This is a genomic window from Paracoccus sp. S-4012, from assembly GCF_009674885.1.
Taxonomy (GTDB): Bacteria; Pseudomonadota; Alphaproteobacteria; order Rhodobacterales; family Rhodobacteraceae; genus Paracoccus.
The window spans coordinates 22165-45826 of record NZ_WKKA01000006.1 but is presented as its reverse complement, the minus strand read 5'-3'; the positions used below and the strand labels follow the sequence as shown (position 1 = coordinate 45826).

Annotated in this window: 29 protein-coding genes and 1 pseudogene; 8 read left to right on the top strand and 22 right to left on the bottom strand. The window is 72.3% G+C overall.

Annotated elements, in window-relative coordinates; translation table 11 throughout:
* Nucleotides 1–20: 20 nt before the first annotated feature.
* From rpsB to GI374_RS09650, 3 genes are all read right to left on the bottom strand, one after another.
* Nucleotides 21–842, bottom strand: a complete 822-nt coding sequence (rpsB, locus tag GI374_RS09660) for a 30S ribosomal protein S2 (RefSeq protein ID WP_154336870.1) — start codon at nt 840–842, stop codon at nt 21–23.
* A gap of 155 nt (nt 843–997) precedes the next feature.
* Nucleotides 998–1354 carry an arsenate reductase (glutaredoxin) gene (gene arsC / locus GI374_RS09655; protein ID WP_154336869.1) on the bottom strand — a complete coding sequence of 119 codons (357 nt, stop codon included), beginning with the start codon at nt 1352–1354 and terminating at the stop codon, nt 998–1000.
* A 52-nt stretch (nt 1355–1406) separates the two neighbouring features.
* Nucleotides 1407–2939: a trimethylamine methyltransferase family protein gene (locus GI374_RS09650; protein ID WP_154336868.1), complete on the bottom strand. Its 1533-nt coding sequence runs from the start codon at nt 2937–2939 to the stop codon at nt 1407–1409.
* A 253-nt stretch (nt 2940–3192) separates the two neighbouring features.
* Here GI374_RS09650 and GI374_RS09645 point away from each other — a divergent pair, with 253 nt between their 5' ends.
* The 8 genes and pseudogenes from GI374_RS09645 to GI374_RS09615 all read left to right on the top strand — a co-directional run bounded on the left by GI374_RS09645 (nt 3193) and on the right by GI374_RS09615 (nt 7955).
* Nucleotides 3193–3471 (top strand): STAS domain-containing protein, encoded by a 279-nt coding sequence (locus tag GI374_RS09645; protein WP_154336867.1) that lies wholly within the window; start codon nt 3193–3195, stop codon nt 3469–3471.
* Nucleotides 3468–3836, top strand: coding sequence for a response regulator (locus GI374_RS09640; protein WP_154336866.1), 369 nt, complete (start codon nt 3468–3470; stop codon nt 3834–3836). The genes GI374_RS09645 and GI374_RS09640 overlap by 4 nt, the downstream gene beginning before the upstream one ends.
* Nucleotides 3837–3845: 9 nt before the next feature.
* Nucleotides 3846–5945, top strand: a complete 2100-nt coding sequence (locus tag GI374_RS09635; protein ID WP_154336865.1) for a chemotaxis protein CheA — start codon at nt 3846–3848, stop codon at nt 5943–5945.
* Nucleotides 5946–5948: 3 nt separating this feature from the next.
* Nucleotides 5949–6401, top strand: coding sequence for a chemotaxis protein CheW (locus GI374_RS09630; RefSeq protein ID WP_154336864.1), 453 nt, complete (start codon nt 5949–5951; stop codon nt 6399–6401).
* A pseudogene (locus GI374_RS19805) lies at nt 6398–6571 on the top strand (hypothetical protein); the annotation flags it as partial. The gene GI374_RS09630 and the pseudogene GI374_RS19805, both read left to right, overlap by 4 nt.
* Before the next feature lie 39 nt (nt 6572–6610).
* Nucleotides 6611–7231: a protein-glutamate O-methyltransferase CheR gene (locus tag GI374_RS09625; protein ID WP_229583039.1), complete on the top strand. Its 621-nt coding sequence runs from the start codon at nt 6611–6613 to the stop codon at nt 7229–7231.
* The gene (locus GI374_RS09620; RefSeq protein ID WP_154336862.1) at nt 7228–7614 is read left to right on the top strand and encodes a response regulator; all 387 of its coding nucleotides are present in this window, start codon (nt 7228–7230) and stop codon (nt 7612–7614) included. The genes GI374_RS09625 and GI374_RS09620 overlap by 4 nt, the downstream gene beginning before the upstream one ends.
* Entirely contained in the window at nt 7611–7955 is a 345-nt protein-coding gene (locus GI374_RS09615) for a hypothetical protein (protein ID WP_154336861.1), read from the top strand. Before GI374_RS09620 ends, GI374_RS09615 begins: the two co-directional genes overlap by 4 nt.
* A gap of 8 nt (nt 7956–7963) precedes the next feature.
* Here the strand turns inward: GI374_RS09615 and cysE are convergent, their stop codons facing one another.
* The 19 genes from cysE to GI374_RS18880 all read right to left on the bottom strand — a co-directional run bounded on the left by cysE (nt 7964) and on the right by GI374_RS18880 (nt 23495).
* Entirely contained in the window at nt 7964–8758 is a 795-nt protein-coding gene (gene cysE, locus GI374_RS09610) for a serine O-acetyltransferase (RefSeq protein WP_154337040.1), read from the bottom strand.
* Nucleotides 8759–8836: 78 nt separating this feature from the next.
* Nucleotides 8837–9550 (bottom strand): DUF2793 domain-containing protein, encoded by a 714-nt coding sequence (locus GI374_RS09605; RefSeq protein ID WP_154336860.1) that lies wholly within the window; start codon nt 9548–9550, stop codon nt 8837–8839.
* Nucleotides 9543–13430 (bottom strand): glycoside hydrolase/phage tail family protein, encoded by a 3888-nt coding sequence (locus GI374_RS09600; RefSeq protein ID WP_154336859.1) that lies wholly within the window; start codon nt 13428–13430, stop codon nt 9543–9545. The genes GI374_RS09605 and GI374_RS09600 overlap by 8 nt, the downstream gene beginning before the upstream one ends.
* Before the next feature lie 26 nt (nt 13431–13456).
* Nucleotides 13457–13897 (bottom strand): peptidase, encoded by a 441-nt coding sequence (locus GI374_RS09595; RefSeq protein WP_154336858.1) that lies wholly within the window; start codon nt 13895–13897, stop codon nt 13457–13459.
* Complete coding sequence (locus GI374_RS09590; protein WP_154336857.1) at nt 13894–14742, bottom strand: DUF2163 domain-containing protein; 849 nt, start codon at nt 14740–14742, stop codon at nt 13894–13896. The genes GI374_RS09595 and GI374_RS09590 overlap by 4 nt, the downstream gene beginning before the upstream one ends.
* Entirely contained in the window at nt 14739–15371 is a 633-nt protein-coding gene (locus GI374_RS09585) for a DUF2460 domain-containing protein (RefSeq protein ID WP_154336856.1), read from the bottom strand. The genes GI374_RS09590 and GI374_RS09585 overlap by 4 nt, the downstream gene beginning before the upstream one ends.
* Before the next feature lie 7 nt (nt 15372–15378).
* Nucleotides 15379–16032 (bottom strand): phage tail tape measure protein, encoded by a 654-nt coding sequence (locus GI374_RS09580; protein ID WP_154336855.1) that lies wholly within the window; start codon nt 16030–16032, stop codon nt 15379–15381.
* 14 nt (nt 16033–16046) lie between these two features.
* Entirely contained in the window at nt 16047–16220 is a 174-nt protein-coding gene (locus tag GI374_RS18890; RefSeq protein WP_195759899.1) for a phage tail assembly chaperone, read from the bottom strand.
* A gap of 29 nt (nt 16221–16249) precedes the next feature.
* On the bottom strand, nt 16250–16570 hold the full coding sequence (locus GI374_RS18885; RefSeq protein ID WP_370515258.1) for a gene transfer agent family protein: 321 nt from the start codon (nt 16568–16570) through the stop codon (nt 16250–16252).
* The gene (locus GI374_RS09570; protein ID WP_154336853.1) at nt 16567–16995 is read right to left on the bottom strand and encodes a phage major tail protein, TP901-1 family; all 429 of its coding nucleotides are present in this window, start codon (nt 16993–16995) and stop codon (nt 16567–16569) included. Before GI374_RS09570 ends, GI374_RS18885 begins: the two co-directional genes overlap by 4 nt.
* 12 nt (nt 16996–17007) lie before the next feature.
* Nucleotides 17008–17433, bottom strand: coding sequence for a DUF3168 domain-containing protein (locus tag GI374_RS09565; RefSeq protein WP_154336852.1), 426 nt, complete (start codon nt 17431–17433; stop codon nt 17008–17010).
* Nucleotides 17430–17768 carry a head-tail adaptor protein gene (locus GI374_RS09560; protein ID WP_154336851.1) on the bottom strand — a complete coding sequence of 113 codons (339 nt, stop codon included), beginning with the start codon at nt 17766–17768 and terminating at the stop codon, nt 17430–17432. The genes GI374_RS09565 and GI374_RS09560 overlap by 4 nt, the downstream gene beginning before the upstream one ends.
* Nucleotides 17765–18370 (bottom strand): hypothetical protein, encoded by a 606-nt coding sequence (locus GI374_RS09555; RefSeq protein ID WP_154337039.1) that lies wholly within the window; start codon nt 18368–18370, stop codon nt 17765–17767. Before GI374_RS09555 ends, GI374_RS09560 begins: the two co-directional genes overlap by 4 nt.
* 167 nt (nt 18371–18537) lie before the next feature.
* Nucleotides 18538–19692 carry a phage major capsid protein gene (locus tag GI374_RS09550; protein WP_154336850.1) on the bottom strand — a complete coding sequence of 385 codons (1155 nt, stop codon included), beginning with the start codon at nt 19690–19692 and terminating at the stop codon, nt 18538–18540.
* Between the two features lie 30 nt (nt 19693–19722).
* Nucleotides 19723–20277 carry an HK97 family phage prohead protease gene (locus GI374_RS09545; protein WP_154336849.1) on the bottom strand — a complete coding sequence of 185 codons (555 nt, stop codon included), beginning with the start codon at nt 20275–20277 and terminating at the stop codon, nt 19723–19725.
* A 3-nt stretch (nt 20278–20280) separates the two neighbouring features.
* Complete coding sequence (locus tag GI374_RS09540) at nt 20281–20508, bottom strand: hypothetical protein (protein WP_370515257.1); 228 nt, start codon at nt 20506–20508, stop codon at nt 20281–20283.
* 1 nt (nt 20509) lies between these two features.
* Nucleotides 20510–21712: a phage portal protein gene (locus GI374_RS09535; RefSeq protein ID WP_154336848.1), complete on the bottom strand. Its 1203-nt coding sequence runs from the start codon at nt 21710–21712 to the stop codon at nt 20510–20512.
* A gap of 105 nt (nt 21713–21817) precedes the next feature.
* Nucleotides 21818–23113 carry a DNA-packaging protein gene (locus GI374_RS09530; protein WP_370515256.1) on the bottom strand — a complete coding sequence of 432 codons (1296 nt, stop codon included), beginning with the start codon at nt 23111–23113 and terminating at the stop codon, nt 21818–21820.
* Nucleotides 23106–23495 (bottom strand): permease, encoded by a 390-nt coding sequence (locus GI374_RS18880; protein WP_195759893.1) that lies wholly within the window; start codon nt 23493–23495, stop codon nt 23106–23108. Before GI374_RS18880 ends, GI374_RS09530 begins: the two co-directional genes overlap by 8 nt.
* Nucleotides 23496–23662 lie beyond the last annotated feature (167 nt).

Below are 23662 nucleotides of genomic sequence, written 5' to 3'. Positions count from 1 at the left end.
AAAGGTCTCGTGACAGTGGCTCAGCCCTGGGCGGCCTCGGCCGCCGGCTCAGCGGCAGGCTCGGCCTCGGCGCCGGTCTCGGCGGGCAGGTCCTCGTCCAGCAGCTCCTCGGGCGCATCGCTCAGCGCGCCAAGATCGACGCCCGCGGCGCCCATCTGCGCCGACATGCCGTCAAGCGCCGCGCGCGACACGAGATCGCAGTAGAGCGCGATGGCGCGGGCCGCGTCGTCGTTGCCGGGGATCACGTAGTCGATACCCTTGGGCGAGCAGTTGGTATCCACCACGGCGACGACCGGGATGCCGAGCTTGTTGGCCTCGAGGACGGCGAGGTCCTCCTTGTTCACGTCGATGACGAACAGCATGTCGGGCAGGCCGCCCATCTCGCGGATGCCGCCGAGGGACGCCTGCAGCTTCTGCTGCTCGCGCTCCATGCCCAGACGCTCCTTCTTGGTCAGGCCCTCGGCCCCACGCTCCATCGTCTCGTCGATCTGGCGCAGGCGGTTGATGGACTGGGAGACGGTCTTCCAGTTGGTCAGCGTGCCGCCGAGCCAGCGGTGGTTCATGTAGAACTGCGCCGACCGCTCGGCCGCGTCGGCCACGGCCTTCTGCGCCTGCCGCTTGGTGCCGACGAAGAGGACGCGCCCGCCCTTGGAAACGGTGTCGCGCACCGCCTGCAGCGCCGCGTCCAGCATTGGCACGGTCTGGGTCAGGTCGATGATGTGGATGCCGTTGCGGTCGCCGTAGATGTATTCGGACATCCGCGGGTTCCAGCGCTGCGTCTGGTGGCCGTAATGCACGCCAGCTTCGAGGAGCTGACGCATGGAATATTCGGGAAGCGCCATGGGGTTTCCTTTCCGGTTTGCGCCTCGGCGGGGGATTTCAGGGCATCCCGAGGGAAGCCCCAACCGGTGGACCGCACGGGATGTCTCCCCGCATCGGCCCGCCCTCGCCTGTGAAGTGCGCGCGCCTTAGCCGATAGGGCCGCGCGGCGCAAGGGTCAGGCGGGGTCCATGATCTCGTGGAGCCGCTCGACGGGGCGGGCGAGGCGGGTGCCGCGGTCGGTGACGACGAAAGGCCGCTCGAGCAGGATCGGATGCGCGGCGATCGTGTCGAGCAGTTGCTCGTCCGAGAGCGAGGGGTCGTCAAGGCCAAGCTCGTCATAGGGCGTGCCGCGCCGCCGCAGCGCCTCGCGCACCGTGAGGCCCGCGTCCGCGAACAGGCGGCGGAGTTCCTCGCGCGGGGGCGGGGCCTTGAGATACTCGACCACCTTCGGCTCCTCGCCCGCCTCGCGCAGCATCTCCAGCACCTTGCGCGAGGTGCTGCAGTTCGGGTTGTGATAGATGGTGGCGGTCATGGGCGCTCCTCTGGCCGCCATCGTGACCCGGACGGCGGCGGGGATCAACGCCTCACACGAAGGCGTCGGGCATCGACTCCTTCTTGCGGGCCACATAGGCCTCGAGGCTCTCGCGCACGCCCGCATCCATCGGCGGCGCCTCGTATTCCGCCAGCATCCGCTTCACCCGCGCCGAGGCAAGCGCCTGCGTGTCGCGCGCGCCCTCCTCCTCCCAGGTCTCGAACGGCTTGTAGTCGAGGACCTGCGTGCGCCAGAACGCATCCTTGTAGTTCGCCTGCGTATGGTCGCAGCCGAGGTAGTGTGCCCCCGGCCCGACCTCGCGGATCGCATCCATCGCCTGCCCGTTCACGCTCATGTCCACGCCCGCGGCGAGGCGGTGCAGGATGCCGAGCTGGTCGGCGTCCATCACGAACTTCTCGTAGCTCGAGACCAGCCCCCCCTCCAGCCAGCCGCAGGCGTGCAGCATGAAGTTCACCCCCGCCATGAGGCCGATGTTGAGGCTGTTGGCGCTCTCATACCCCGCCTGCGCGTCGGGCAGCTTCGAGCCGCAGAAGGCCCCGGCCGAGCGGTAGGGCAGCCCCAGCCGGCGCGCGAGCTGCCCGGCGCCCAGCGTGATCTGCGCCGCCTCGGGCGTGCCGAAGGTCGGCGCGCCGGAGTTCATGTCGATCGAGGTCACGAAGGCGCCGAAGATCACCGGCGCGCCGGGGCGGATCAGCTGGCTGTAGGCCACGCCCGCCAGCACCTCGGCCAGCACCTGCGTCAGCGTGCCCGCGACCGTCACCGGCGCCATCGCGCCGCCGACGATGAAGGGCGAGACGATCGCCGCCTGGTTCGCCGCCGCATAGACCTCGAGCGCGCCCATCATGGTGCCGTCGAAGGTCAGCGGCGAGTTGATGTTGACGAGGCTCGTCATCACCGTGTTCGTGTCGAGGAAACCCTCGCCAAAGAGCAGCTTCGACATCTCGACGCTGTCGGCCGCGCGCGAGGGTTCGGTCACGCTGCCCATGTAGGGCTTGTCGCTGAGCGTCATGTGCGCCAGCAGCATGTCGAGGTGGCGCTTGTTCACCGGCACGTCGGTCGGCTCGCAGACCGTGCCGCCGGAGTGATGCAGCCAGCGCGAGGACTGGCCGAGCTTCACGAAGTTGCGGAAATCCTCGATGGTGGCATAGCGCCGCCCGCCCTCGGCGTCGCGCACGAAGGGCGGGCCGTAGACCGGCGCCAGGACGAGGTTGCGCCCGCCGATCTCGACCGAGCGTTCGGGATTGCGGGCGGCCTGGGTGAACTGCCGCGGGGCCGTTGCGCAAAGGCTGCGCGCGAGGCCCTTCGGCAGGCGCACGCGGTCGCCCTCCACATCCGCGCCGGCCTGCCGCCAGCGGTCCAGCGCGGCCGGGTTGTCGGTGAAGTTGACGCCGATCTCCTCGAGCACGGTCTCGGCATTGGCCTCGATGATCTCGAGCGCCTCGGCGTTCAGGATCTCGAGGTTGGGGATGTTGCGTTCGATATAACGCGCGACCTCATGGCTGGGCGCGCCCCGCTCCGCCCGCCGCGCCGCCCCGCCGCCGCCCCGCCGCCGTCCCTGGTCCATCGCCTGTGCCTCGTGCCTTGTCGCGGGCTCAAGATAGGTGCGCGGCGTGCGGGCCGAGGCGCCGATTGCGTCACCCGCGGCGCGAAACCGACCTGAGCGCAGGGCGAGTGCGCGGCATTTGAGCGATCGCGGGACGCGGAGGCCGGGCGGCGCTAACCCTGCCTTAACGCCTCCGCGCTATGGCTTGGCGGAACCCCAGGAAAGGACCCGCCGCCGTGACGCCGATCCGAATCGTTCGACACCGGGGCCGGGCATGAGCGTCGGCCTGACGCTGCCCGCCCGGCTCGACCTGACCGAGGCCCGGCGCCTGACGCGCGCCTTGCGCGATCATGCCGGGACACCGCTGACGCTCGACGCATCGCGGGTGGAGAGCCTTGGGGGACTTGGCCTGCAGGTGCTGCTCGCGGCTGCGCAGGAATGGCGGCGGCGCGGCGCGGCGCTGGACCTCGGCCCGCGATCCGCCGCCTTCGACGCGGCGCTCGCGCAGTTCGGCCTGACACCCGCCGCCTTGCAGGCCGGAGGCGCCGCATGAGCCTGAAGATCCTCGCGGTGGATGACAGCCGCACCATGCGTGACATGCTGACCCTCGCCCTGACCGGTGCCGGGATGGAGGTGACGGTAGCCGAGGACGGGGTCGCCGGCCTCGAGGTGCTCGAAGAAGGCGGCCCGCCCGACGCCATCATCTCGGACATCAACATGCCCCGCCTGGACGGCTTCGGCTTCATCGAGGCCGTGCGCCGCATCGACCGCTTCCGCGCAACCCCGATCCTGGTCCTGACGACCGAGAGCGCTCCCGAGCTGAAGGCCCGCGCCCGCGGCGCAGGCGCGACTGGCTGGATCGTGAAGCCCTTCGACCCGCAGAAGCTCGTGCGCTCGATCCGCATGGTCACGGGCTGAGGCGGCGGCATGGGCACCGATCCGATGGCCGAGATCCGGGCGGGGTTCTTCGCCGAATGCGAGGACCTGCTTCAATCGCTGCAGGACGCGCTGTCCGCCATGGACGAGGGCGCCGGCGATGCGGAGACGGTCAACACCGCCTTCCGCGCCGTTCATTCGATCAAGGGCGGTGCCGCGGCCTTCGGCCTCGAGAGGCTGGTCGGGTTCTCGCATCGCTGCGAGACGGTCCTCGACGACCTCCGCACCGGACGGCTGGCGCCCTCGCGCGAGGTCGCAAGCCTGTTCCTGCAGGCCGCCGACCTGCTCGCCGACCACGTCCGCGCCGCGCAGGAGGGTGGGGAGGTGCCAGCCGGCGAGACGCTGCTCGCCCGGATCGAGGCCCTGACAGGCGCGCAGCCCGTGAACGCCGAGCCGCCGATCGACTTCAGCCCTAGCCTCATCGCCCTCGATTTCGCGTCGGAAGATGACTGCAGCGCCGATGCCGCGGAAATCGGCGGCCGCGGCTGGCTGATCCGCCTCGCGCCGCGCGAGGGCCTCTACCGCAGCGGCAACGAGGCCCTGCACCTGCTGCGCGCGCTCACGACCCTCGGCCGCACCGGGATCCGCTGCAAGGTGCCACCCGACCTCGCGCTGACCGAGGACGCGGCCGAGGTCCCGCGGCTCGTCTGGACCATCCACCTCGTCGGCGATGTGGAGCGGGCCGAGATCGACGACCTCTTCGACTTCGTCGAGGACGTCTGCGACATCACGATCGAGCCCGGCCCGGCCGAGCTCGCGTCCGAGCGCCTGCCCCCCGAGCCGCCACCGGCACCGGTTCTGGCTTTCCCTGGCCCGCACCACGACCGATCAGGCCTGCCCGAACCGCCCTCGTCCGCCGCGGGCTTGCGCCCTGAGCCCGCCGCCCCCGAACCCGGCGCCGTCACGTTGCGGGTCGATCTCGAGAAGATCGACCGCCTGGTAAATCTCGTGGGGGAACTGGTCATCAACCAGGCGATGCTGTCGCAGAGCGTCGGCGCCGCCGGCCTCGCCAACCCCGAGGTCACGACCGGCCTCGAGGCCTTCATGACCCTGACCCGCGACCTCCAGGACAGCGTCATGTCCGTCAGGGCACAGCCAGTGAGACCGCTCTTCCAGCGCATGGCGCGCATCGTCCGCGAGGCGTCGGCGGCGACCGGCAAGAGCGTCCGCCTGAGGACCGAGGGCGAGGGAACCGAGGTTGACCGCACCGTGATCGAGCGCCTGGCCGATCCCCTGACCCACATGATCCGCAACGCCGTGGACCACGGAATCGAGACGCCCGAGGCACGCTGCGCGGCCGGCAAGCCGTCCCAAGGGGTGATCACGCTCTCGGCCTTCCACCGCTCCGGCCGCATCATCATCGAGGTCGCCGACGACGGCGCCGGGATCGACCACGCCAAGGTTCAACGCGTCGCCACGGCCCGAGGCTTGGTCGCGCCCGATGCGGCGCTGAGCGAGGCCGAGATCTCCAACCTCTTGTTTCTCCCCGGCTTCTCGACCGCGGGGAGCGTCTCGGCCCTGTCCGGCCGCGGCGTCGGCATGGATGTCGTGAAAAGCGCCATCGCGGCGATCGGCGGCCGCATTTCGGTCTCGAGCCTGCGGGGCCAGGGCACCACGCTTTCGGTCTCGCTGCCGCTGACCCTCGCGGTACTCGACGGGATGGTGATCGGCGCGGCGGGGCAGACCTTCGTGGTGCCGCTTTCGGGCATCCTCGAGACGGCGGCCCTGGCCCCCGAGGCGATCCGGCGCGTCGGCCCGCGGGGCGAGCTGCTGCAGATCAGGGGCGAGGTCGTCCCGCTGGTCGACCTCGCCTCGCATCTCGGCTTCCGCGCGCCCGACGGGAATGCGCGCGGGGGCATCGTGCTGCTGACCGCCCGCGACGACGGCGGTCGCATCGCCCTCGTGGTCGACACGATCATGGAGCAGCGCCAGGTCGTGATCAAAGGCCTCGGCGCGCTCCTCGGTCCGGTGCCGGGGGTCGCCGCCGCGACGATCCTCGGCGATGGCAAGATCGCGCTGATCCTCGACCCCGCGGACCTCGCCCCCGCGGCCCGCTCCGGCCCCGTCCCTCCGACCGCCCTCGCAGGATAGCCCATGTCTCACGATTCTCTCGCCGATGTCGAACTCCTCTCCTTCCGCCTGGGCGAGCAGGAGTTCTGCGTCGAGGTCGCCTCGGTGCGCGAAATCCGCGGCTGGACCCCGGCGACACCGCTGCCCTTCGCGCCCAGCCACGTGAAGGGCGTCATCAACCTTCGCGGAACGATTCTGCCGGTGCTCGACCTCTCGCTGCGTCTCGGGATGGAGGGGATCGCGGACGGCGAGCGCAAGGTGATCGTCGTCGTCCAGCTGAACGGCGTCAGCGCCGGGCTGATGGTGGACGCGGTGTCGGACATCCTGACCATTCCGGCGGCGCAGTTGCAGCCGCTGCCCGAGCTGGGCGATGACATTCCCGGCTGCATCCGCGCCCTGACGCTGCTCGAAGGTCAGCTGGTGCGGGTGCTGAACCTTTCAGCGATCATGCCGCCGGGTGGGAGCCGCGCAGCATGAGGGATGATCGATTGGACGCGGCGCCGCTCGATGCCCGAGCCTTCGGCCGGGTGCGGCAGCTTATCCAGGAGACGTCGGGAATCGTGCTCGGGGACCACAGGACGGACATGCTCCGGTCCCGGCTCGCGAGGCGCATGGCGGCCACAGGCTGCCCCGATCTGCCCGCATATCTTGACGTCCTCGGCGGCCCCGGCGGCGGCGAGGAGCGCATGCAACTCGTCTCCGCCGTGACCATCAATGTGACCCAGTTCTTCCGCGAGGCGCCTCACTTCGAGCTGTTGCGCGACGAGGTGATCGGCGCCCGCAACCCCGCACAGCCGCTGCGGATCTGGTCGGCCGGATGCTCCACCGGCGAGGAGGCCTGGTCCATTGCCATGACCCTTGCCGCCGCGGGTCTCGAGACGGGAGAGGCCGCGGTGCTGGGAACCGACATCAACCGGGGCGTTCTCGCCCGCGCCGCCACGGCTTGTTACCGCACCAGTGAGTTGAGGCCTGTTCCCGCGCTCCTGCGCCGTCGCTTCATCGCGCCGGTGCCGGGCGGCGGGCAAATCGCCCGAACGCTGCAGGAGCGGGTGGGCTTCCGGCCGCTGAACCTGATCGCTGACTGGCCGTTCCGGGCGATGTTCGACGCCATCTTCTGCCGCAATGTCGCGATCTATTTCGACGCCGCGACGCAGGCGCGGCTATGGACCCGTCTTCTGGGGGTCCTGCGGCCCGGCGGGTGGCTCTTTCTGGGCCACGCCGAGCGGCTGCCGGAAAGCCTGCTGGCGCAGGTCCGCTACCTCGGCCGCACGGCCTATGTGAAACATCCCGCCGCGGCGACGCCATGAGCGTGCGGGACCGGCTGCGGGTGCTGGTTGTGGACGACATGTCCACCAGCCGCGGCCTCATCATCCAGGCGCTCGAGGCCATGGGCATCAGCGACCTTCGCCACGCGGCCGATGCGCAGGGCGCGCTCCAGGCGATGAAGGCGCGCTCCGTGCATCTGGTGCTCTCCGACTACAACATGCCGGGCATGGACGGCCTGGGCCTTCTGCAGGCGATACGCGCCGAGGCGACCACCCGCGGCACTGGTTTCATTCTCATCACCGGACGCGCGGATCAGCAGATCGTCGACCGGGGCAAAGCCTTGGGCATGAACAACTTCCTGCGAAAACCGTTCACCCCGGCGGAGCTCCGGGCCTGTCTCGAGGCGGTGGTGGGCCGGCTGTGAGCGCGCCCGACATCCCCTTCGGCCTGCTGATGGTCAATCTCGAACGCGAGCTTCGCGACCTCGTACTGCGCTGCCGCATGTTGCAGTCGGCCGCAGCCGGAGACGACGGGCGCCCCCCGCTGCCGGGGATGATGATCGCGCTTCAGGACCTCGACCCGCTGACCCAGATCCTCGACGATCTGGCCGGCCTTGCCGCGGGGGCGGCGCAATCGCCGCTCGCGCGCATCAGAATCGATCCCGCGATCCTGGGCGCCCCGTTGCGGCTTGAAAGCCTGAGGCAACGGCTGCTCGCTTCGGCAAGCCCCGGCCCTACTGCCGAACCTGAGGGCTTCCTGCTGTGATCCCCGCCTCAGCCCGCCTCTGGTGGAAGCTGCTGATCCATCGCCTCGGCCGGGTCGGTGCAGCCCGCCGGGCCGACGACCCGTGCCGGCACCCCGGCCACCGTCACGCAGGCCGGCACCTCCTCCAACACCACGCTCCCCGCGGCGATCCGGCTGCGGGCACCGACGCGGATGTTGCCCAGGACCTTCGCCCCCGCGCCGATCAGCACCCCGTCGCCGATCTTCGGATGCCGGTCGCCATGCGCCTTGCCGGTCCCGCCCAGCGTCACGCTGTGCAGCATCGAGACGTCATCGCCCACGACCGCGGTTTCGCCAATCACGATCGAATGGGCATGGTCGATCATCAGGCCCGCGCCGAGCCGGGCGGCCGGGTGGATATCGACCCCGAAGGCTTCCGAAGTCCGCATCTGCACGAAATAGGCCATGTCCCGGCGGCCCCCCCGCCAGAGCCAGTGGCCGATGCGATAGGCCTGCAACGCCTGGTAGCCCTTGAAGAACAGCAGCGGCTGGATCAGCCGGTGGCAGGCGGGATCGCGGCTGCGGACCGCCAGAAGATCGCGCAGCGCCGCGTCGCCGAGCGCGGGGTCTTCCTCATAGGCGGCATCGGCGATCTCGCGCAGGATCTGCTCGCTCATCTCGCCCGAGGCGAGCTTCAGCGAGAAGCGGTAGGCCAGCGCCTGCTCCAGTCGCGCGTGGTGCAGCAGCCCCGCATGGATCAGCGCGCCGAGGAGCGGCTCGGCCCCGACCGCCGCCTCCGCCTCGACCCGCATCTCGCGCCAGATGGCCTCGCCCCGCGTCTGCATCCTGCCGTCGTCCACTGCCGTCCCCTTCTGCGTCGCGCGGGCAATCCTACATCCCGCGCGCCGCCGAGGGTAGCGGTCTCACGCGGGCAGCCGCAGCTCCCACCAGTGCAGCGCGAGGCGCACCCGCCCGCCCGCGAAGCTGCCGCCCTGCGCGGTCAGGCGCAGCGGCTGCGCCTCCCAGTAGGTCATGGGCGCCGACAGGATGCCGCGCGCCCAGGAGCCGGCCCCGGTCCCGAGGCCGGTGCCGAAGCGGTCCGGCGCGCCCTGCGTGCCCAGCGACCAGGTCGAGACGCTGCCGGTGATCGCCTCCCGCACCCGCGCGGTAGCGCCGACCAGCATGACCCCCGCCGGCACCGTCACGGTCGAGACAACCTCGGTGCCGGGGGTGATCGCCACCTCCCCTTCTGCCAGCCCGGCGATCATGCCGGTGCCGGAGGGGCCCAGCGTCAGCGCGCCCGCGATCCAGTCCTCGCCGTCATGGATCAGCGGCCGCCCGCTCGCCGCGTCATGGGCGCGCATGCCGGCGCGGGGGTGGACGAAGATCCAGCCGCCGTCGCTGGCAATGGCGATCTCGCCGTCGTGTCCCTCCCAGGCGTTCACCGCGCCGCGGCCGACGCCCCAGCAAAGCCCGTCGGCGGCCGCCCCGGGCGGGGTCGTGCGGGCGGCCTGCTGCAGCACCAGGTTCACCAGCCCGTCGAGGCGCAGCAGCGACTCGTTCAGCGTGACGTGCTTCTGCGCCTGCGCCGCCTGCAACAGCGGCAGGCCGAGGCGCGCGGTTTCCATCTCAGGCATCGATCATCCTCCTTGCCGCAGGCCCGGCCCCATAGAGGTCCGAGAGCTGCACGACTTCCGCGTCAAGCGGCCCGCCCGCCACCGCCGCAGACCAGACCGCCTCCGGAATCACCCATTCGGGCGCCCCCACCATCACCTCCGCGAGCCGTGTGCCCGCGCGCAGCAGTCGCACCCGGTAGGCCTCGCGCCCCTCCCCGAGCGGAACCTCGGGACCGTCCCATCCGTCGCCCCCGATCCGCGTCCGCCGCACCCAGGTCAGCCGCCGCCCGTCGAGGCGCAGGTGGCAGGGCGCGTAGGGGCGCAATCCGACGCCCGAGAAGGCGAGCCGCCGCTCGCGGTAGCTCGCATCCGCCACGCCCCGCAGGGCCGGTCCCGCGCTCCAGCTGCGCAGCTGCCCTCGCGCCGAGGGCGGCAGATCGAGCTGCACCGGCGCCCCGTCGAGCAGCACCACATGGCTGCCCGCCGGCCAGACCTCCGGCATCAGCGCGTCGGTCCCTGCCTGCCCGCGCAGCCGCGCCGACAGCTCCCACACCCCCGGCGCCGCGAGCGTCGCGGTGGCAAACTGCAGCACCTCCCAGCCGTCCGGCGTGCCGTCGCCGATGGCCAGCGCATTGGCCCCGCCGAGCAGGGCCGCCATCGAGGCAGACCGCAACGCGCCGCCCTTGACCTGCACCCGCAGCGCCGGCCCGCGATCGATCACGCCGTGCCGCGCCGCCAGCAAGGCGTTCAGGGTCACGCCCACCACCGAGGGCCGCGTCACCAGGCGGTTCAGCGTGAAGCCGCCCTCCGCCTCCGGCGCGCTGTAGACTGCGGCGCTCCCCGGCCAAGGGGTCGCGCTGATCGCCACATGCGGCGCGTGCGGCACCTCGTCGCCGCGCAGCAGCGGCAGGTCGAGATACTCGGCCAGCACCGGGATCGGCGGCACGAAGAGGCGCATCGCGCCCGGCACATCCCCCTCTGCCCGCGCGCGATAGAGGCCCGGCTCCACCCTGACGGCCTCGATCGTGACGGCGCCCGCCCGCTCCAGACGGTCGATCCGCCACCGCCCCGCGGGACCCGCGCCCGCCTCCAGCCGCAGCACGTCCCCTGGCGACAGCCCCGCCGCGCGCGAGGGCGGCAGCGCCAGCCGCACGCCGTCCCGCGCCACTCGCGCCTCGGCCAGCCAGCGCTCGGCGAGGCTGCGCCCCTCGCCCCGCGTCAGCGCCATCGCGAACTCCGAGTCCGTCGCCAGCGTCGTCGCGCGGCTGTCGGGCAGGATCGCCTCGGCGGTGCAGGTCTCGTAATCGGTTCCCGCCTCCAGATGGCTCACCCGCACCCGGCCCGACAGCTCCGCCTCCGGCGCCCGCGCCAGTTCCGGCTGCGCCAGCCCCTCGGCCTCCGCGAGATCGTCGGACCCGACCACGGCGTCAACCCGCCCGTCCCGCATGCGGAACCGCAGCAGCCCGTCGGCCTCGACGGCGTCGAAGCCATGCACCAGCATCAGCGCCTGCAGCAGCGCCCGCGGCGTCTCGTCCCACTGCGCCGCATAGCCGCGCACCACGCCCGAAAGGCGCGAGGCATCGATCGCCGTGACCCCGGCCGCGCGGCAGATCTCAACCACCACATCCGCCAGCGGCACCGCCCCCGCGCGCCCGTTCAGCCAATGCCCGCGGGCCCAGGCCGGCCCGTCGGTCCAAAGGTCGGTCCGCGCCGGAAACGCCGGCCAGGGCCGCGCGTCCCAGCACCAGACATGCATCCGCGCCGTGTCCACCATGCGCCCCGCCGGACCGACCGGGTTGTTCGCCGGATCGCGCCAGTGCTCGACCACCGCCCGCACATAGGCGGCCTGCACCGCGTCGTCGCGGCCGCCGTCCGAGTAGAAGGGCAGCATCGACTCCGAACTGCGCGCGTCGAGGAACTTGTTCGGCTGATTGGTCCCCTTGTCGAGCGCCGCGCAGCCGTATTCCGTGAACCAGAACGGCTTGCTGCGCGGCACCCATGCCGTCGGCTGCGCCGCCCGCCGCCCCGAGGCGTCCCGCTCGTGATGCGGGTTCTCCCACCAGCCGCGCAGGTCCTTCTGCCGCCAGATCCACGCCTCGCCATGCGCGCCGTCGGTGATCGGCGTGCGGATCTGCGCGTCGCGATGCGCCGGGTCGGCGTAATACCAATCGTAAAGCTCGCCCCCCGCGACCCCTGCGCGCAGGTAGTCGGGATCGTCGATCCGCCGCCACACGGCGTCGAGATGCGTCTCGCCCTCGCGCCAGTCGGTCAGCGGCATGTAGTTGTCTATGCCGATGAAATCGATCGCATCGTCGGCCCAGAGCGGGTCGAGATGGAACCGCCGCTCGCCCCCGCCCGGCATGTGCCCGGCATATTCGCTCCAGTCGGCCGCATAGCTCAGCTTCACCTCCGGCCCGAGGATCGCCCGCACCTCCACCGCCAGCCGCCGCAGCGCCGCCACCGCCGGATAGCTGCCGCCGGGGCCGCGAACCTGCGTCAGCGCGACCATCTCCGAGCCGATCAGGAAGGCATCCACGCCCCCCGCCTCGGCGCAGAGATGCGCGTAATGCAGGATGAAGCGGCGATAGCGCCACTCGTCGGGCCCGCTGTAGCGCACCTGGCCGCCCACACGCGCGAAATGCTCCGGCTGCGCCGACCCGAAGAACGCCGCCACCTCGTCCGCCGCCGCAGCCGTCCCGTCCGTGCTGCCGCGCCGCCCGGCGGCCGCCGCGGTCGTGATCCGCCCCCGCCACGGCATCACCGGCTGATCGGCCGCTCCGCTCCAGGGATCGGGCCGCCGGTTCCCCTCCAGCTGCTCCATCAGGATGAACGGGTAGAAGGTGACGTGCCGCCCGCGCGCCCTCATCCAGCGGATCGCCTCGATCACCGAACGGTCGGCCGGCGTGCCGCCATAGATCGGGCTGCCGTCCACCTGCGCCACCCGCCCGGCCTCTGCCCGCGAGACCCCGCCCGCGCGCCACACCATGCTCGCATCGGTGTCGTTCTCGACCTTCGGCTGCACCGTGCATTCACCGCAGCGCAGGTCGTCCCCGAACCACGACACCACCAGCGCCACTGCATTCGCCCGCGGCAATTCGCGCGTCAGTGTCCCAAGCGAGGCCGCGAAATCCGTCGGCCCCGCCACCGTGTTGCGGTTGACCACGCGCGTCTCGCCGAGGCCCAGGTCAACCTCCACCGGCGTCGTCGCCAGCGCGTATTCCCCGGTCCCCGGAATCATCGCCACGCCTTCGACGCATTGCGCGAGGCCGTGCCCGCCCGGCACATGCCGCGTCACCTCGAAGGTCAGCAGCGGCGCGCGGTTCCCCCAGCGCTCGAGGCTCAGCCCCTCCGCCACCACATAGGCGATGCCGCGGAACGCCGGCGCCGCCTCGCCCAGATGCGCCGCAAGGCAGGGATCGGGCAGCTGCGCCTCGTCACCCGGATAGACCCGCAGCCCCAGCTCCGCCGGGTCCACCTCCTCCCCATCGGCCCAGACCCGCCCCACGCCCGCGATCGGTCCCTCGCACAGCGCAAAGGCCGCACTCAGCCGATAGCTGATCTCCGTCACCTCCGGCCCCGACGGCGCGCCCTTGCCCCCGCCCCCGCCCGTTGTGCGGCGCACCTCCTCCAGCGGCGCTGCCCAGACCACATGCCCCGGCACCCGCATCTGCCCCCAGATGCGCGCGATCGGCGTGCCCTCGCCCGCGCTCTGCAGCCGCAGCCGGTCGATCCGCCCGGTCTCGACCGCCTGCGACCCCGAGCCCAGCAGCCGCTGGTCCAGGATCCGCCCCACCGTCGCCCCGACCGCGCGGCCAATGACGGCGGTCGACAGGCCCAGCATCGTCCCGCCCATGCCGGCGCCGATGGACGCCCCGACTGCGGACAGCAGAATCGTCGCCATCGCTTCCTCCCGGAAAAGGCTGGGCGTCAGGCGCCCGGAAAGGTGAACCGCGCGGCAATCCGCGCGCGCCAGGGCTGCGACAGCGGGCTCTCGACCACGCCATGCCGCTCATAGGCGTGAACGAAGCTCGGGGCGGCGCCCGCCTCGGCGAGGATGCCGAGATGCTTGGCCACCGCGCCGTCGCGCATGCGAAACAGCAGGACCTGCCCCGGCGCCAGCGGCGCCGAGGACGCGACCGGCAGCAGATGCCGCGCCGCGCTGCCCGCCAGCAGCTCCGCTGCGCCGGTCTCGCCCCAGTCGGGCGAATAGGGCGGCACCGCCTCCGGCTCCGGCCCGAGCCGCGCCCGCCAGATCCCGCGCAGCAGCCCGAGGCAGTCCGCCCCCGCGCCCTTCACCGAAGCTTGATGCACATAGGGCGTCCCGATCCAGGCCCGCGCTTCCTCGACAATCGCGGCCGCGAGGCTCATGCCCTCCTCCCGCGGGTCGCCGCCGCCGAGGGCGCCGTCAGCCAGTCCTCGCTCGGCAGGTGAGGAAAGCCGCGGAAGTTCAGATGATTGTTGAACTTCAACCGACAGGTTTCAACCCGCCGATCGCACCCCGCCGTCAGCCTTACCCGGTCCCCCGGCGCGAGCCCCGCCCGCAGTCCCGCCCACAACTCCACTTCGCGCCCGCCATCCGCGCGCGCCACGTCCCGCTTGATGCTCCCCGAGAGCCCCTTCGCGGCACCGTCCAGCGCCTCCAGCACCCCGCGCTCGAACCACCCCGCGTCATGCCCCGGCAGCGCCAGCAGCGTGATGCGCGTCTCCTCCTCCACCGCGGCCACCACCGCCTCCCCCCGATACCCCGGCGCGTCGAGGTTCACCCGGCAGGCGCCGTCCCCCAGCAACGCCGAGCAGCGCGTGTGATAGACCCGCCCGCAGGGCCGGTTCAGCGCCTCGGCCAGCCCCCGCAGCTCGGCCCGGAACGACGCCCCCTTGCGCGTGATCTCGCCCAGCGAGCCGCGAAACATCAGCCGTCGCTCGTCGACCGCCGTCCAGTCCACCTCCCAGAACCGCACCTCGGCCCCGTCCCAGCGCCCCGCGGCGAGGTCGGCTTCGGTGATCGCGTCGTCCGTGAGCATCCCCGCGACCTCGCTGTTGTCGACCGCCAGCCCCGCGCTCTGCATCACCGCCGCAGCACTCATGCCTGTCTCGGGCCGGAAGCGGATGCCCTCGAAGCTCAGCGCCGCATCGTGGTCCGTGAACCCCAGCACCAGCCCATCGCCCCGCTTGACCGCCCAGGCCCGCGCCCGCGTCGTCGTGACCCCGCTCATGTCCGCACCTCGATCACCGGCACGTCGGGCATGCTCCCGGCCTCGAACGAGGCCACGGAGACCGCCACATGATCCGTGTCGAAGCGCACCGGCACGTCGAACTCGAACCCCGCCGTGACCGCCGCCCGGTCGCCCGGCGGCTCGGCGAAGGTGACGACCCCCGTCGCGTAGTCGAGGCTCCAGTGCACCGCCTCGCGCAGCTCGTCGCCGCCAACCGCGATCCGCACCGTGCCCTGCACCGGCTTCACCACCGGCCGCACGTACCGCCCCGGCCCGGAGACATACGCCTTGTGCAGCGCAAACGCCGTCCGCGCGCTGTCCCCCTGCCCCAGCATCTGGTCCTGCGCCGCCGGCACCCGCGACGGCGCGCAGCTCTTGTAGTCGGCCCAGTCCTTCCAGCGGAAACCGTGCAGCTGCCCGCCGCGCGCCTCGAAGAAGGCCACCAGCTCCGCCACATCGTCGAGCGAGCGCAGCCCTAGCCCCGCGTCATAGCGCCGCCGCGAATGCGCCCAGGGCGTGTTGCGCTCCTCGAAGCCGTTCGTCAGCGCGACGATCTCGGTGCGCCGCTCGGGGCCGCCGAGCGAGCCGAAGCTGAGTTTCGGGGGAAAGCGGATCTCGTGGAAGGCCATGTTTTCCTCACGAATTGCGCTCGCCGCGGGCAAGCGCGCGGCGCATCTGCTGGGCGATCTGGCTCTGGCTGCGGGAGAAGCCGGCGACATCCGGGGTCGAGACGTTGATCGTCACGTTGACCGCGCGGCCTGCTGACCCCGCCGCCGCGACCCCCAGGCGGCCATCGGCCCCCCGCCGCAGCGGCATGATCGCCTCCGGCCCCGCCTCGCCCATCAGCCCGGTGCCGCCGCGCATCGGGAAATGCGTCGGCTGCGAAACGATCCCGCCCCGCGCAAACGGCATCACCCGCCCCTCGGTGAAGACGCCGCCCCGCGCGAAGGGCGTCGGCGCGCCGATGCCGCCGATCATGGCGTTCATCCCGTTCGCCACCGCCGCGCCCAGCGCCTGCTGCACCGGCTTCATGGCAATGCTGTAGGCCGTATCCACCAGGCTCCGCGCGATCCCCTTCAGCGCGTCGCTGAGCTTCATGCCGTCGAGCGCGAGCCCGTCGAAGGCCCGCCTGAGCCCGCCGCCGATCCCGGCCGCCAGCTGCCCCGTCTCGCGCCCGGTGTAGAGCATGGACTGCCGCAGCCGCGCCAGCTCCGCCTCGAACTCGGCGGAGATGCGCCCCGAGTTGGCAAATCCCTGCTCCAGCCGGTCCAGCCCGTCCTGATCGGCCATCGGCCGCCCTCCTCTCAGTTGTCGCGCGCAGCGTCGGGAAACCGCGCCGCCAGCTCGTCGAGCCGCGCGCGGCTCATGCCACCGCCCGCGCCCCCCGGATCGATCCCCAGCATCAGCGCCAGCTCCGCCGGGGTCAGCGCCCAGAACTCCGCCGGCTTCAGCCCCAGCCCGGCGATCCCAGCCCGCATCAGCCCCGGCCAGTCCAGCCCCCGCGGCTTCACGCCGCGATGCGGAAGGCGCGCGCGATCAGCTCCGCCGCCGCCCGCGCGGCGCCCAGCGGCCCGCCCCCGATCTCGACCGTCACGAGGTCGGCCGCCTGCCCCTGCCAGCCGCCCCCCCTCAGCCCCGCGACCAGCACCGCCAGCACGTCGCGGGTCGAGAAGCCGCCGCCCTCGAACCGCTCTATCAGCGCGATCATGCTCTCGGCCCCCAGATCGGCCTCGAGCCCCGCGAGCGCGCCCAGCGTCAGCCGCGCCCGCCACGGCTGCCCGTCGAGCACGACCTCCACCTCCCCCGCATGCGGGTTCGCACCGCTCACGGGCCCACCGCGGCATCCGCGAGGAACCCGAGCGCGCCCGCCGAGGCCAGCGTCAGCTCATAGGTCGCCTCGCCGTTCCAGGTCCCGGCATATTCCAGCCCGGTGATGACGAACGGCCCCTCCACCGTCCCGAAATCCGGGATGATGACCTGGCAGCGCGGCGCCTCGCCGTCGAAGAAGACCTGCCGCATCCGCGCGTCCGACCCCGCGTCGCGGAACACGCCCGAGCCCGAGATCGTGGCCGACCTCACCCCGGCCCCGCCCAGCAGCTCGCGCCAGCGCCCGGTGCTGTCGAGGCTCGTCACGTCAACCGTCTCGGCGTTGAAGCCGAGCCGCGTGGCCCTGAGCCCCGCGACCGTCTCGAACTGCCCGTTGCCGGTCATGTCCATCTTGATCAGCAGGTCGCGTCCGTTCTGCACCGGCATCAGCCGTCCTCCTCAACCCAGGTCCACGCGGGCGCGGAAGGTCAAGTCGACCCGTCGCCCCGCCCCGTTCTCCGTCCGCCGCGCATTCGCGCGCAGGAACCACAGTCCCGCCAGCCGGCCACGCGACAGCGCCAGCGCCTCGCCGCCCTCCAGCGCCGCGGCCACCGCGGCGGCGGCGGCCTTGACGCCGCCGAAGCCGCCATTGTCCTGATCCGCGCCGCTCAGCACCGAGACGGTGAAATCATGCTCCGACCCCGCCGCCGTCATGTCGCCCGCATCGCGAACCACCTCCGGCCCCAGCGACACATGCGTGCCCGAGGGCGGGCTCACCGGCATGGCGTCGTAGACCGCATCGCCCACTAGGGCCGCGACCGCCGGATCGTCCCGCAGCCGCTCATAGACCGCGCCCTGCAGCGCGATGGACGCCATGAAGCTCATGCGCCGCCCTCCTCTTTCGCGTGACAGACAAGCCAGCGCCCCCTGGGCCCGTCCTCGGCCACCGCCTCGATGCGGAAGATCCGCGGCCCCAGCCGCAGCCGCTCGCCCGGCCTCGGCCTTCGCGGATCACCCGGCGGCGCCGCCCGCACCGTGATGCGCCAGGCGACCACGCTCGCCGCCCCCGCCTCGCCCCGCGCCTCGCGCCCCGAGCCCGCGTCCATCGCGCCCCAGAGCTGCCCGCGCGCCACCCATTGCGTGACCTGGCCGCCGAGCCCGTCCGCGATCCTCAGCGGCGCCTCCAGCACCAGCGCCACATCCGGCTGCACCCGCCTCATCGCGCGACCCTGCCGGTCAGCACCCGCACTGCGCGCCAGCGCTCGATCAGCGCCGCCACCGGAAACGGCAGCGCCGCGCCAAGACCGGCCGCGCCGCGGTCGTCATGGTATTGCGCCGCCAGCAGGATCACCGCATGCGCCAGATCCGGCGGAATGGCCTCCCAGCCGCTGCCGAATCCCGCGGTGAACGTGATCGTCACGAACCCGCCCGCCGGCACCACCGGCAGCGACAGGCCCGCCCCGCGCAACAGCGGCCGCTGGTTGTCCGGCACCAGCCGCCAGGCCTCCGCTTCGACCGCGCGCTCCACGCCGCGCCGATCCGTCACCACCACCTCGTCCACCGAGGCGACCGGCGCCAGCGGCAGCGGCTGGCATTCCGGCTCGCGCCAGTCCTCAATCCGCATGCGGAAACGGCGGCGCAGCAGCACCTTGCCGGTGCGCGCCTCGATCGCCGCGATGGCTGCGCGCAGGAACGAGGCGAGCGCCGCGTCCTCGGCCGCATCCACCCCTCCGGCGAAGCCCGACCCGAGGCGCAGATGCGCCCTGAGCCCCGCCACCGGCAGCGCCTCTGCCGGCGGGGCCGTCTCCTCGACTAGCATCATCTCCTGGACCTCCCGTCCCACGCCCAAGCCACGGGGCACGCAATGGCCGCCCCGCGCGGGCGGCTTCGGCGGCGATGTCGGGGCCGCGCGCCCGCGCGCGGGCCGTTGCGCGCGGACAGCTGGACCAGCCTGCGCGTCGTGTTGCGCGGCCCCGCCTCGCCCGTGGATCAGGCGAAGTTCAGCCGCTTGATCGCGCGCCCGTCTGTGACCGCGCCGCCAACGCGCTTGGTCGCGTAGAAGAGCACATGCGGCTTGGCCGAGAAGGGATCGCGCAGCACGCGCAGCTCGGGCCGCTCGGCCACCGTGTAGCCGGCGCGGAAATCGCCGAAGAACAGCGCCGCAGCGCCGGGGCCGGCTTCCGGCATGTCCTCCGAGATCATCACCGGGTATCCCAGCAGCCGCGCCGGCTCTCCCTGCGCGAGGGTGTCGGCCCAGAGGAACCGCCCGTCCGCGTCCTTCATCCGCCGCAGCGCCGCCGCCGTCTTTGAGCTCATGACGAAGCAGGCATTGGCGCGATAGGCCGGATGCAGCGCATAGACGAGCGAGATCAGCGTCTCGTCCGCGTAGTCCGGCTCGAAGCCCTCGGGCAGGGTGCCGATCTGCGCCGGGTCGTTGCTGTTCGCCGGACCCTGCGGCACCCGCGTCAACCCGCGCGGCTTGTCGCTGCCGTCGCCGTTGATGAAGGCCGCGGCCTCGGCGCGGCCGAACCGGTCAGCGATGCGCTCGGCCAGCCAGGCCTCGACGTCGAAGGCCGCGTCGTCCAGCAGCCGCTGGCTGGCCTTCGGCATCGCCGACAGCTCATGCAGCGGCACGGTGATGCGCGACACGCCCGCCGCCGCCGTCTCCGCCGTGGCGGCGATGTCGTTGGCCCAGGCGGTGCCGGTGTCGCCCGTCTCGACCAGCACATCGTAGCTCGAACCCTCGACCTGCACGACATTGGCGATAGCGCGCAGCGAACCGGCCGCGCGCAGCGCCGACTGCACCGTTTCCGCCACCTGCGGCGGCATCAGGAAGCCCCCGTCGGCGACCGAGATCGCCTTCTGCTCGACCCCGAGGCCGCGCAGCGCGTCCTCGTCGCCGGAGCGGACATAGGCCGCGAAGGCCTTCTGGTGCGGGGCCTCGGCCTGCGCGTCGGTCGAGAGGGGCGAGCGGCCGCGGAACGCGGCCTTGCGGTCGAGCATCGTCATGCGGGTGTCCTGTGCTATCAGACGGTTGTGAATGTCAGTGCGGAAGGTCTTGAGTTCGCCCACGAACTCCTCGACCGCCCGGTGCAGGTCGGTGGCGGGCATGCCCGCCTCGGCCGCGGCCCTTGCCTCGGTCATCGCTCTCTCCTCCTTGTCGGAAATCTTGCGTCAGGCGATCCGCAGGGCTGCCGCCGCGCGGGCGAAGACCCCCGCCAGCGCCGCCGCCTCGGGCTCGCCCGCCGCCTTGGTGGCCGCCAGCCGCGCCTCCGGCAGCATCGGGAAGGTCACCAGCGACACCTCCCACAGCTCCACCTCGCTGAGCGCCCGGTGGCCCTTGTCGTCGCGCTCGGCGCGGATCGTGCGGTAGCCGATCGAGAGCCCCTCGATCGCCCCCGCCTCGATCAGCGCCGCCGCCTCGCGGGCCTGCGCCACCTCGGTCAGCAGCCGCCCCTTCACGCGCAAGCCCCGCTCGTCCTCGGCGATCTCGTCCCAGACCCCGATCGGCGCCGCCGGGTCGTGCTGCCACAGCATCCGCACCCGCCCTGCTCCCGCCGCGAGCCGCGCCAGCCCCGCCGCATAGGCGCCCGGCCGCACCACGTCGCCGCCCTGATCCGGCACGCCGAAGAGGCTCGCATAGCCGTCGATCACCCGGCCCCCGGTCAGCACCGGCGCCGGCGCCGCCGCGGCGTATTTCGTCTCCAGTCCCCAGTCCGTCAGCCGCATGGGTCAGCCCCCTTTCGGAACGTAATCCAGAATGCCCTGCACAGCCTGGGTGAGGATCACAGCGACGACGCCGTAGACCGTCACCCAGAGCCGCTTCTCCAGCGCCCCCATCAGCAGCTCGATCCGCTCGAGCCGCTTCTCGACCTGCCCGAACTGCAGCGCCATGATCCGCTCCTGCGTCTCGAAGCGGTGCTCGTGCCAGCCGGGCGGGGTGAAGCGCGACCCCTCCACCTCAGGCACCCGCGATCGGCGGCAGCCCCAGCGCCGCGCGCTTCTCGGCCGGGGTCAGAAAATCCGCCGCCGCCACCCGCCGCCAGTGCTGGTCGCGCTCGTCGGCGAGCGCCGGGATCTGGTCGAGGTCCGGCTTCAGCATGACCTCCGCCCCCAGATGCTCCGAAAGCCACCAGGCCACCGCCGCCGCCACCCGCGTCGCCAAGGGCAGGACCGTCAGCCGGTAAAAGGCCCGGTTCGCCTCGGCGTAATTGGCGTAGGTCAGGTCGCCCGGTATCCCCAGCAGCATCGGCGGCACCCCGAAGGCCAGCGCGATCTCCCGCGCCGCCGAGGCCTTGGTCTGGTGGAACTCCATGTCCGCGGGCGAGAACCCCATCGGCTTCCAGTCGAGCCCGCCCTCCAGCAGCATCGGCCGGCCGGCATTTCGCGCGCCCTGATGATGCATCTCGATCTCGGACTGCAGCCGCTCGAACTGCTCAGGGCTCAGCACCCCCTGCCCGTCCACCCCGCGATAGACCATCGCACCGGAAGGCCGGGCGGCGTTGTCCAGCAGCGCCTTCGACCAGGCCGAGGCGCTGTTGTGGACATCCACCGCCACCGCCGCCGCCTGCATGGGCGACAACCCGTAATGGTCGTCCTGCGGATGGAACGCCTTGACGTGGCACACCGGATCGGGCGAGCCGGTCATGTCGAAGAGCACCTTGCGCCCGCCGACCTGATACTCCCAGGCCTCCGGCCAGCCGTCCGTCCCCGGCACCACCGCCATCCGGTCCGAGCGCAGGACGTGCAGCTCCTCCGGCACCCCGTCCGGCCGCGCGCCCACCGCCTCCAGAAACCCGCTCCCCGAGAGCAGCATCTGCCCGTAGAGCGCCTCGAACAGCTCCGCCCGCCCCTGCCCAAGGTTCGGCCGGCGCAGCAGGTCAAGGACCGGATGGGTCTCGTAGCGCCGCGCCTCGTCCTGACACACCAGCGGCACGGCGGCGGCCGCCTCCGCGATCAGCTTCACCGTGCGGAACCCCACCGGGTTCGCCGTGAACCCCGTCCGCGTCAGGCTCGCCGTGTCCCGCGCGCTCCAGGCGACGCGACCCGACCCGGTCGCCAGCGCCACCACACGCCCCGCGGCCGAGGCCTTCCGCTCCGGCGCCGCCGGCACTTCCGCCTGTGACGGGGCCCGCTCGCCCCGCCCGAACAGTCTCAGCGCCATCGCGCGACCCTCCATCCCAAACGCGAAGGGGCCAGCCAAATGGCCAGCCCCTTCTTCTGTCCTCAAATATCCATCTTCGGGAGCAGCGCCCGAAACCGCGGGACGCTACAGCATCCGCACCTGCGGCCGCCGCCAGCCCGCCGCCGGCTCGATCACCAACTCATGGACCGCCCAGACCAGCGCATCCAGCCGGTCGGGGCTGCCCCGCCCCTCCCAGCCGCGCACTGTCATCTGGCACATCTGATCCTCCAGCGCGCCCAGCCCCCGCAGGTGCCGCACCCGCCCCTGCTCATAGAGCGCCGCCACCGGCTCGGCCCGCAGCCCCTTGCCGCGCGCCGCCCTGAGTCCCCGAAACGGCACCAGCGGATCGACCTGCCGCAGCACGCTCTCGACCAGATCGCCGCCCTGGTTCACCTCGGCCACCAGCCGCTCGGCCGCCCAGCGGTCCCGCGCCGCGATCGCCGCCTTCGCCCAGTCCACCGGCGAGCCCCGGACGCTCGCATCCTCCAGCACAAAGGCCCGCCACGCCGAGGGCTCGCCCTGCGCCACGACCCCCGCGACCACGATCCCGCATTCGTCGCTGCCGCGCCCCGCCGTCACGCTCGGGTCGACCGCGACCACCACCCGGTCCAGCTTCGGCGCCTCCCCGATCCCGCACGCCTCCAGCATCCGCGTCGTCCACAGCGCTCCCTCGACATCGTCGAGAAGCACCCCCTCCAGCTCCTGCCGCCCCAGCCGCGTGCCGCCATAGCGGCTCTCGACCTCGGCCAGAAAACTCTCCGCCAGATAGGCCCGGTTCGCATCCGTCGGCGCATGCGTCGTCACCGTGGACGCATTCCCGAGGATCCGCTTCAGCACCCCCACGTTCCGCGGCGTGGTCGTGACCACCTGCTGCGGATGCTCGCCCAGCCGCAGCGCGAACTGCAGCATGTCCCAGGTCTCCTCGGCCTTCTTCCACTTCGCCAGCTCATCCACCCAGGCCGCATCGAACTGCGGCCCCCGCAGGGCCTCCGGCTCATGCGCCGAATAGACGGTGGCCACAGCGCCGTTGGCCCAAACCAGCCGCCGCCGCGTGGCTTCCCACACCGGTCGCCGGTCGGGGGGCGAGCAGGCCAGAATCCCGCTCTCCCCCATCACCATCACCTCGCGCGCCTGATCGAAGGTCTCCCCCACCAGCGCCACCCGCCGCGCGCGCCCCGGCGCGCCCGCCGTCGGCCCCTCGACCTGCGCCCGCACCCATTCGGCCCCGGCGCGGGTCTTGCCCGCGCCGCGCCCGCCCATGATGACCCAGCTTTTCCAGTCGCCCTCGGGCGGCAGCTGATGCGGCAGCGCCCAGAACTCGAACAGCCACGGCAGCGCCGCCAGCGCGTTGTCGCTCAAGCCGAGCAGGAACTCATCCACCTCCTCCGGCGCGGCGGAGGCAAGCCAGGCGGCGCCCGATCTCGTGCCGGGCGGCGTTGAGGTCGAGGCTTCCCGCCCCCTCGACCACACCGGCGACCTGTCTGCGAAGCTTGTCGACACGGTTTCTCTCCTCCAGCATCTTCTCGGTCGCGCCGCGCAGTGCGCGCGCCACCTTGACCGCCTCGTCGCAGCCCTCGGCCTCGGCGTTCCGCAGCCGCCGCTCGATCCGCTCGAGGTCGGCCGCGCAGCCCAGAAACAGGCTCTCGGCGAGGTCGAAGGCGACGCCCAGCGAGGCGTCTTCCCGGCCCTCGCCGCCGGTCGCGGCGGCGAGGCTGTGCGTTGCGTCCGGCGCCGCGTGGCGCAGATCGTCGATCACCGTCATTGTTCTGCTTGTCCTGCCTCGTGGTGTCCGCACGGGCGCAAGAGACGAAACAAGCGGCCGGGGTTGCCCCCTCGGCCGCTTGCCCACCTCTCCCAGCATGTGGTTGTTCTACCCTGAGGAGAGCGCCTGGTCAACGACTCGCCCCAGCACCGCGCGCTCAACCCTCC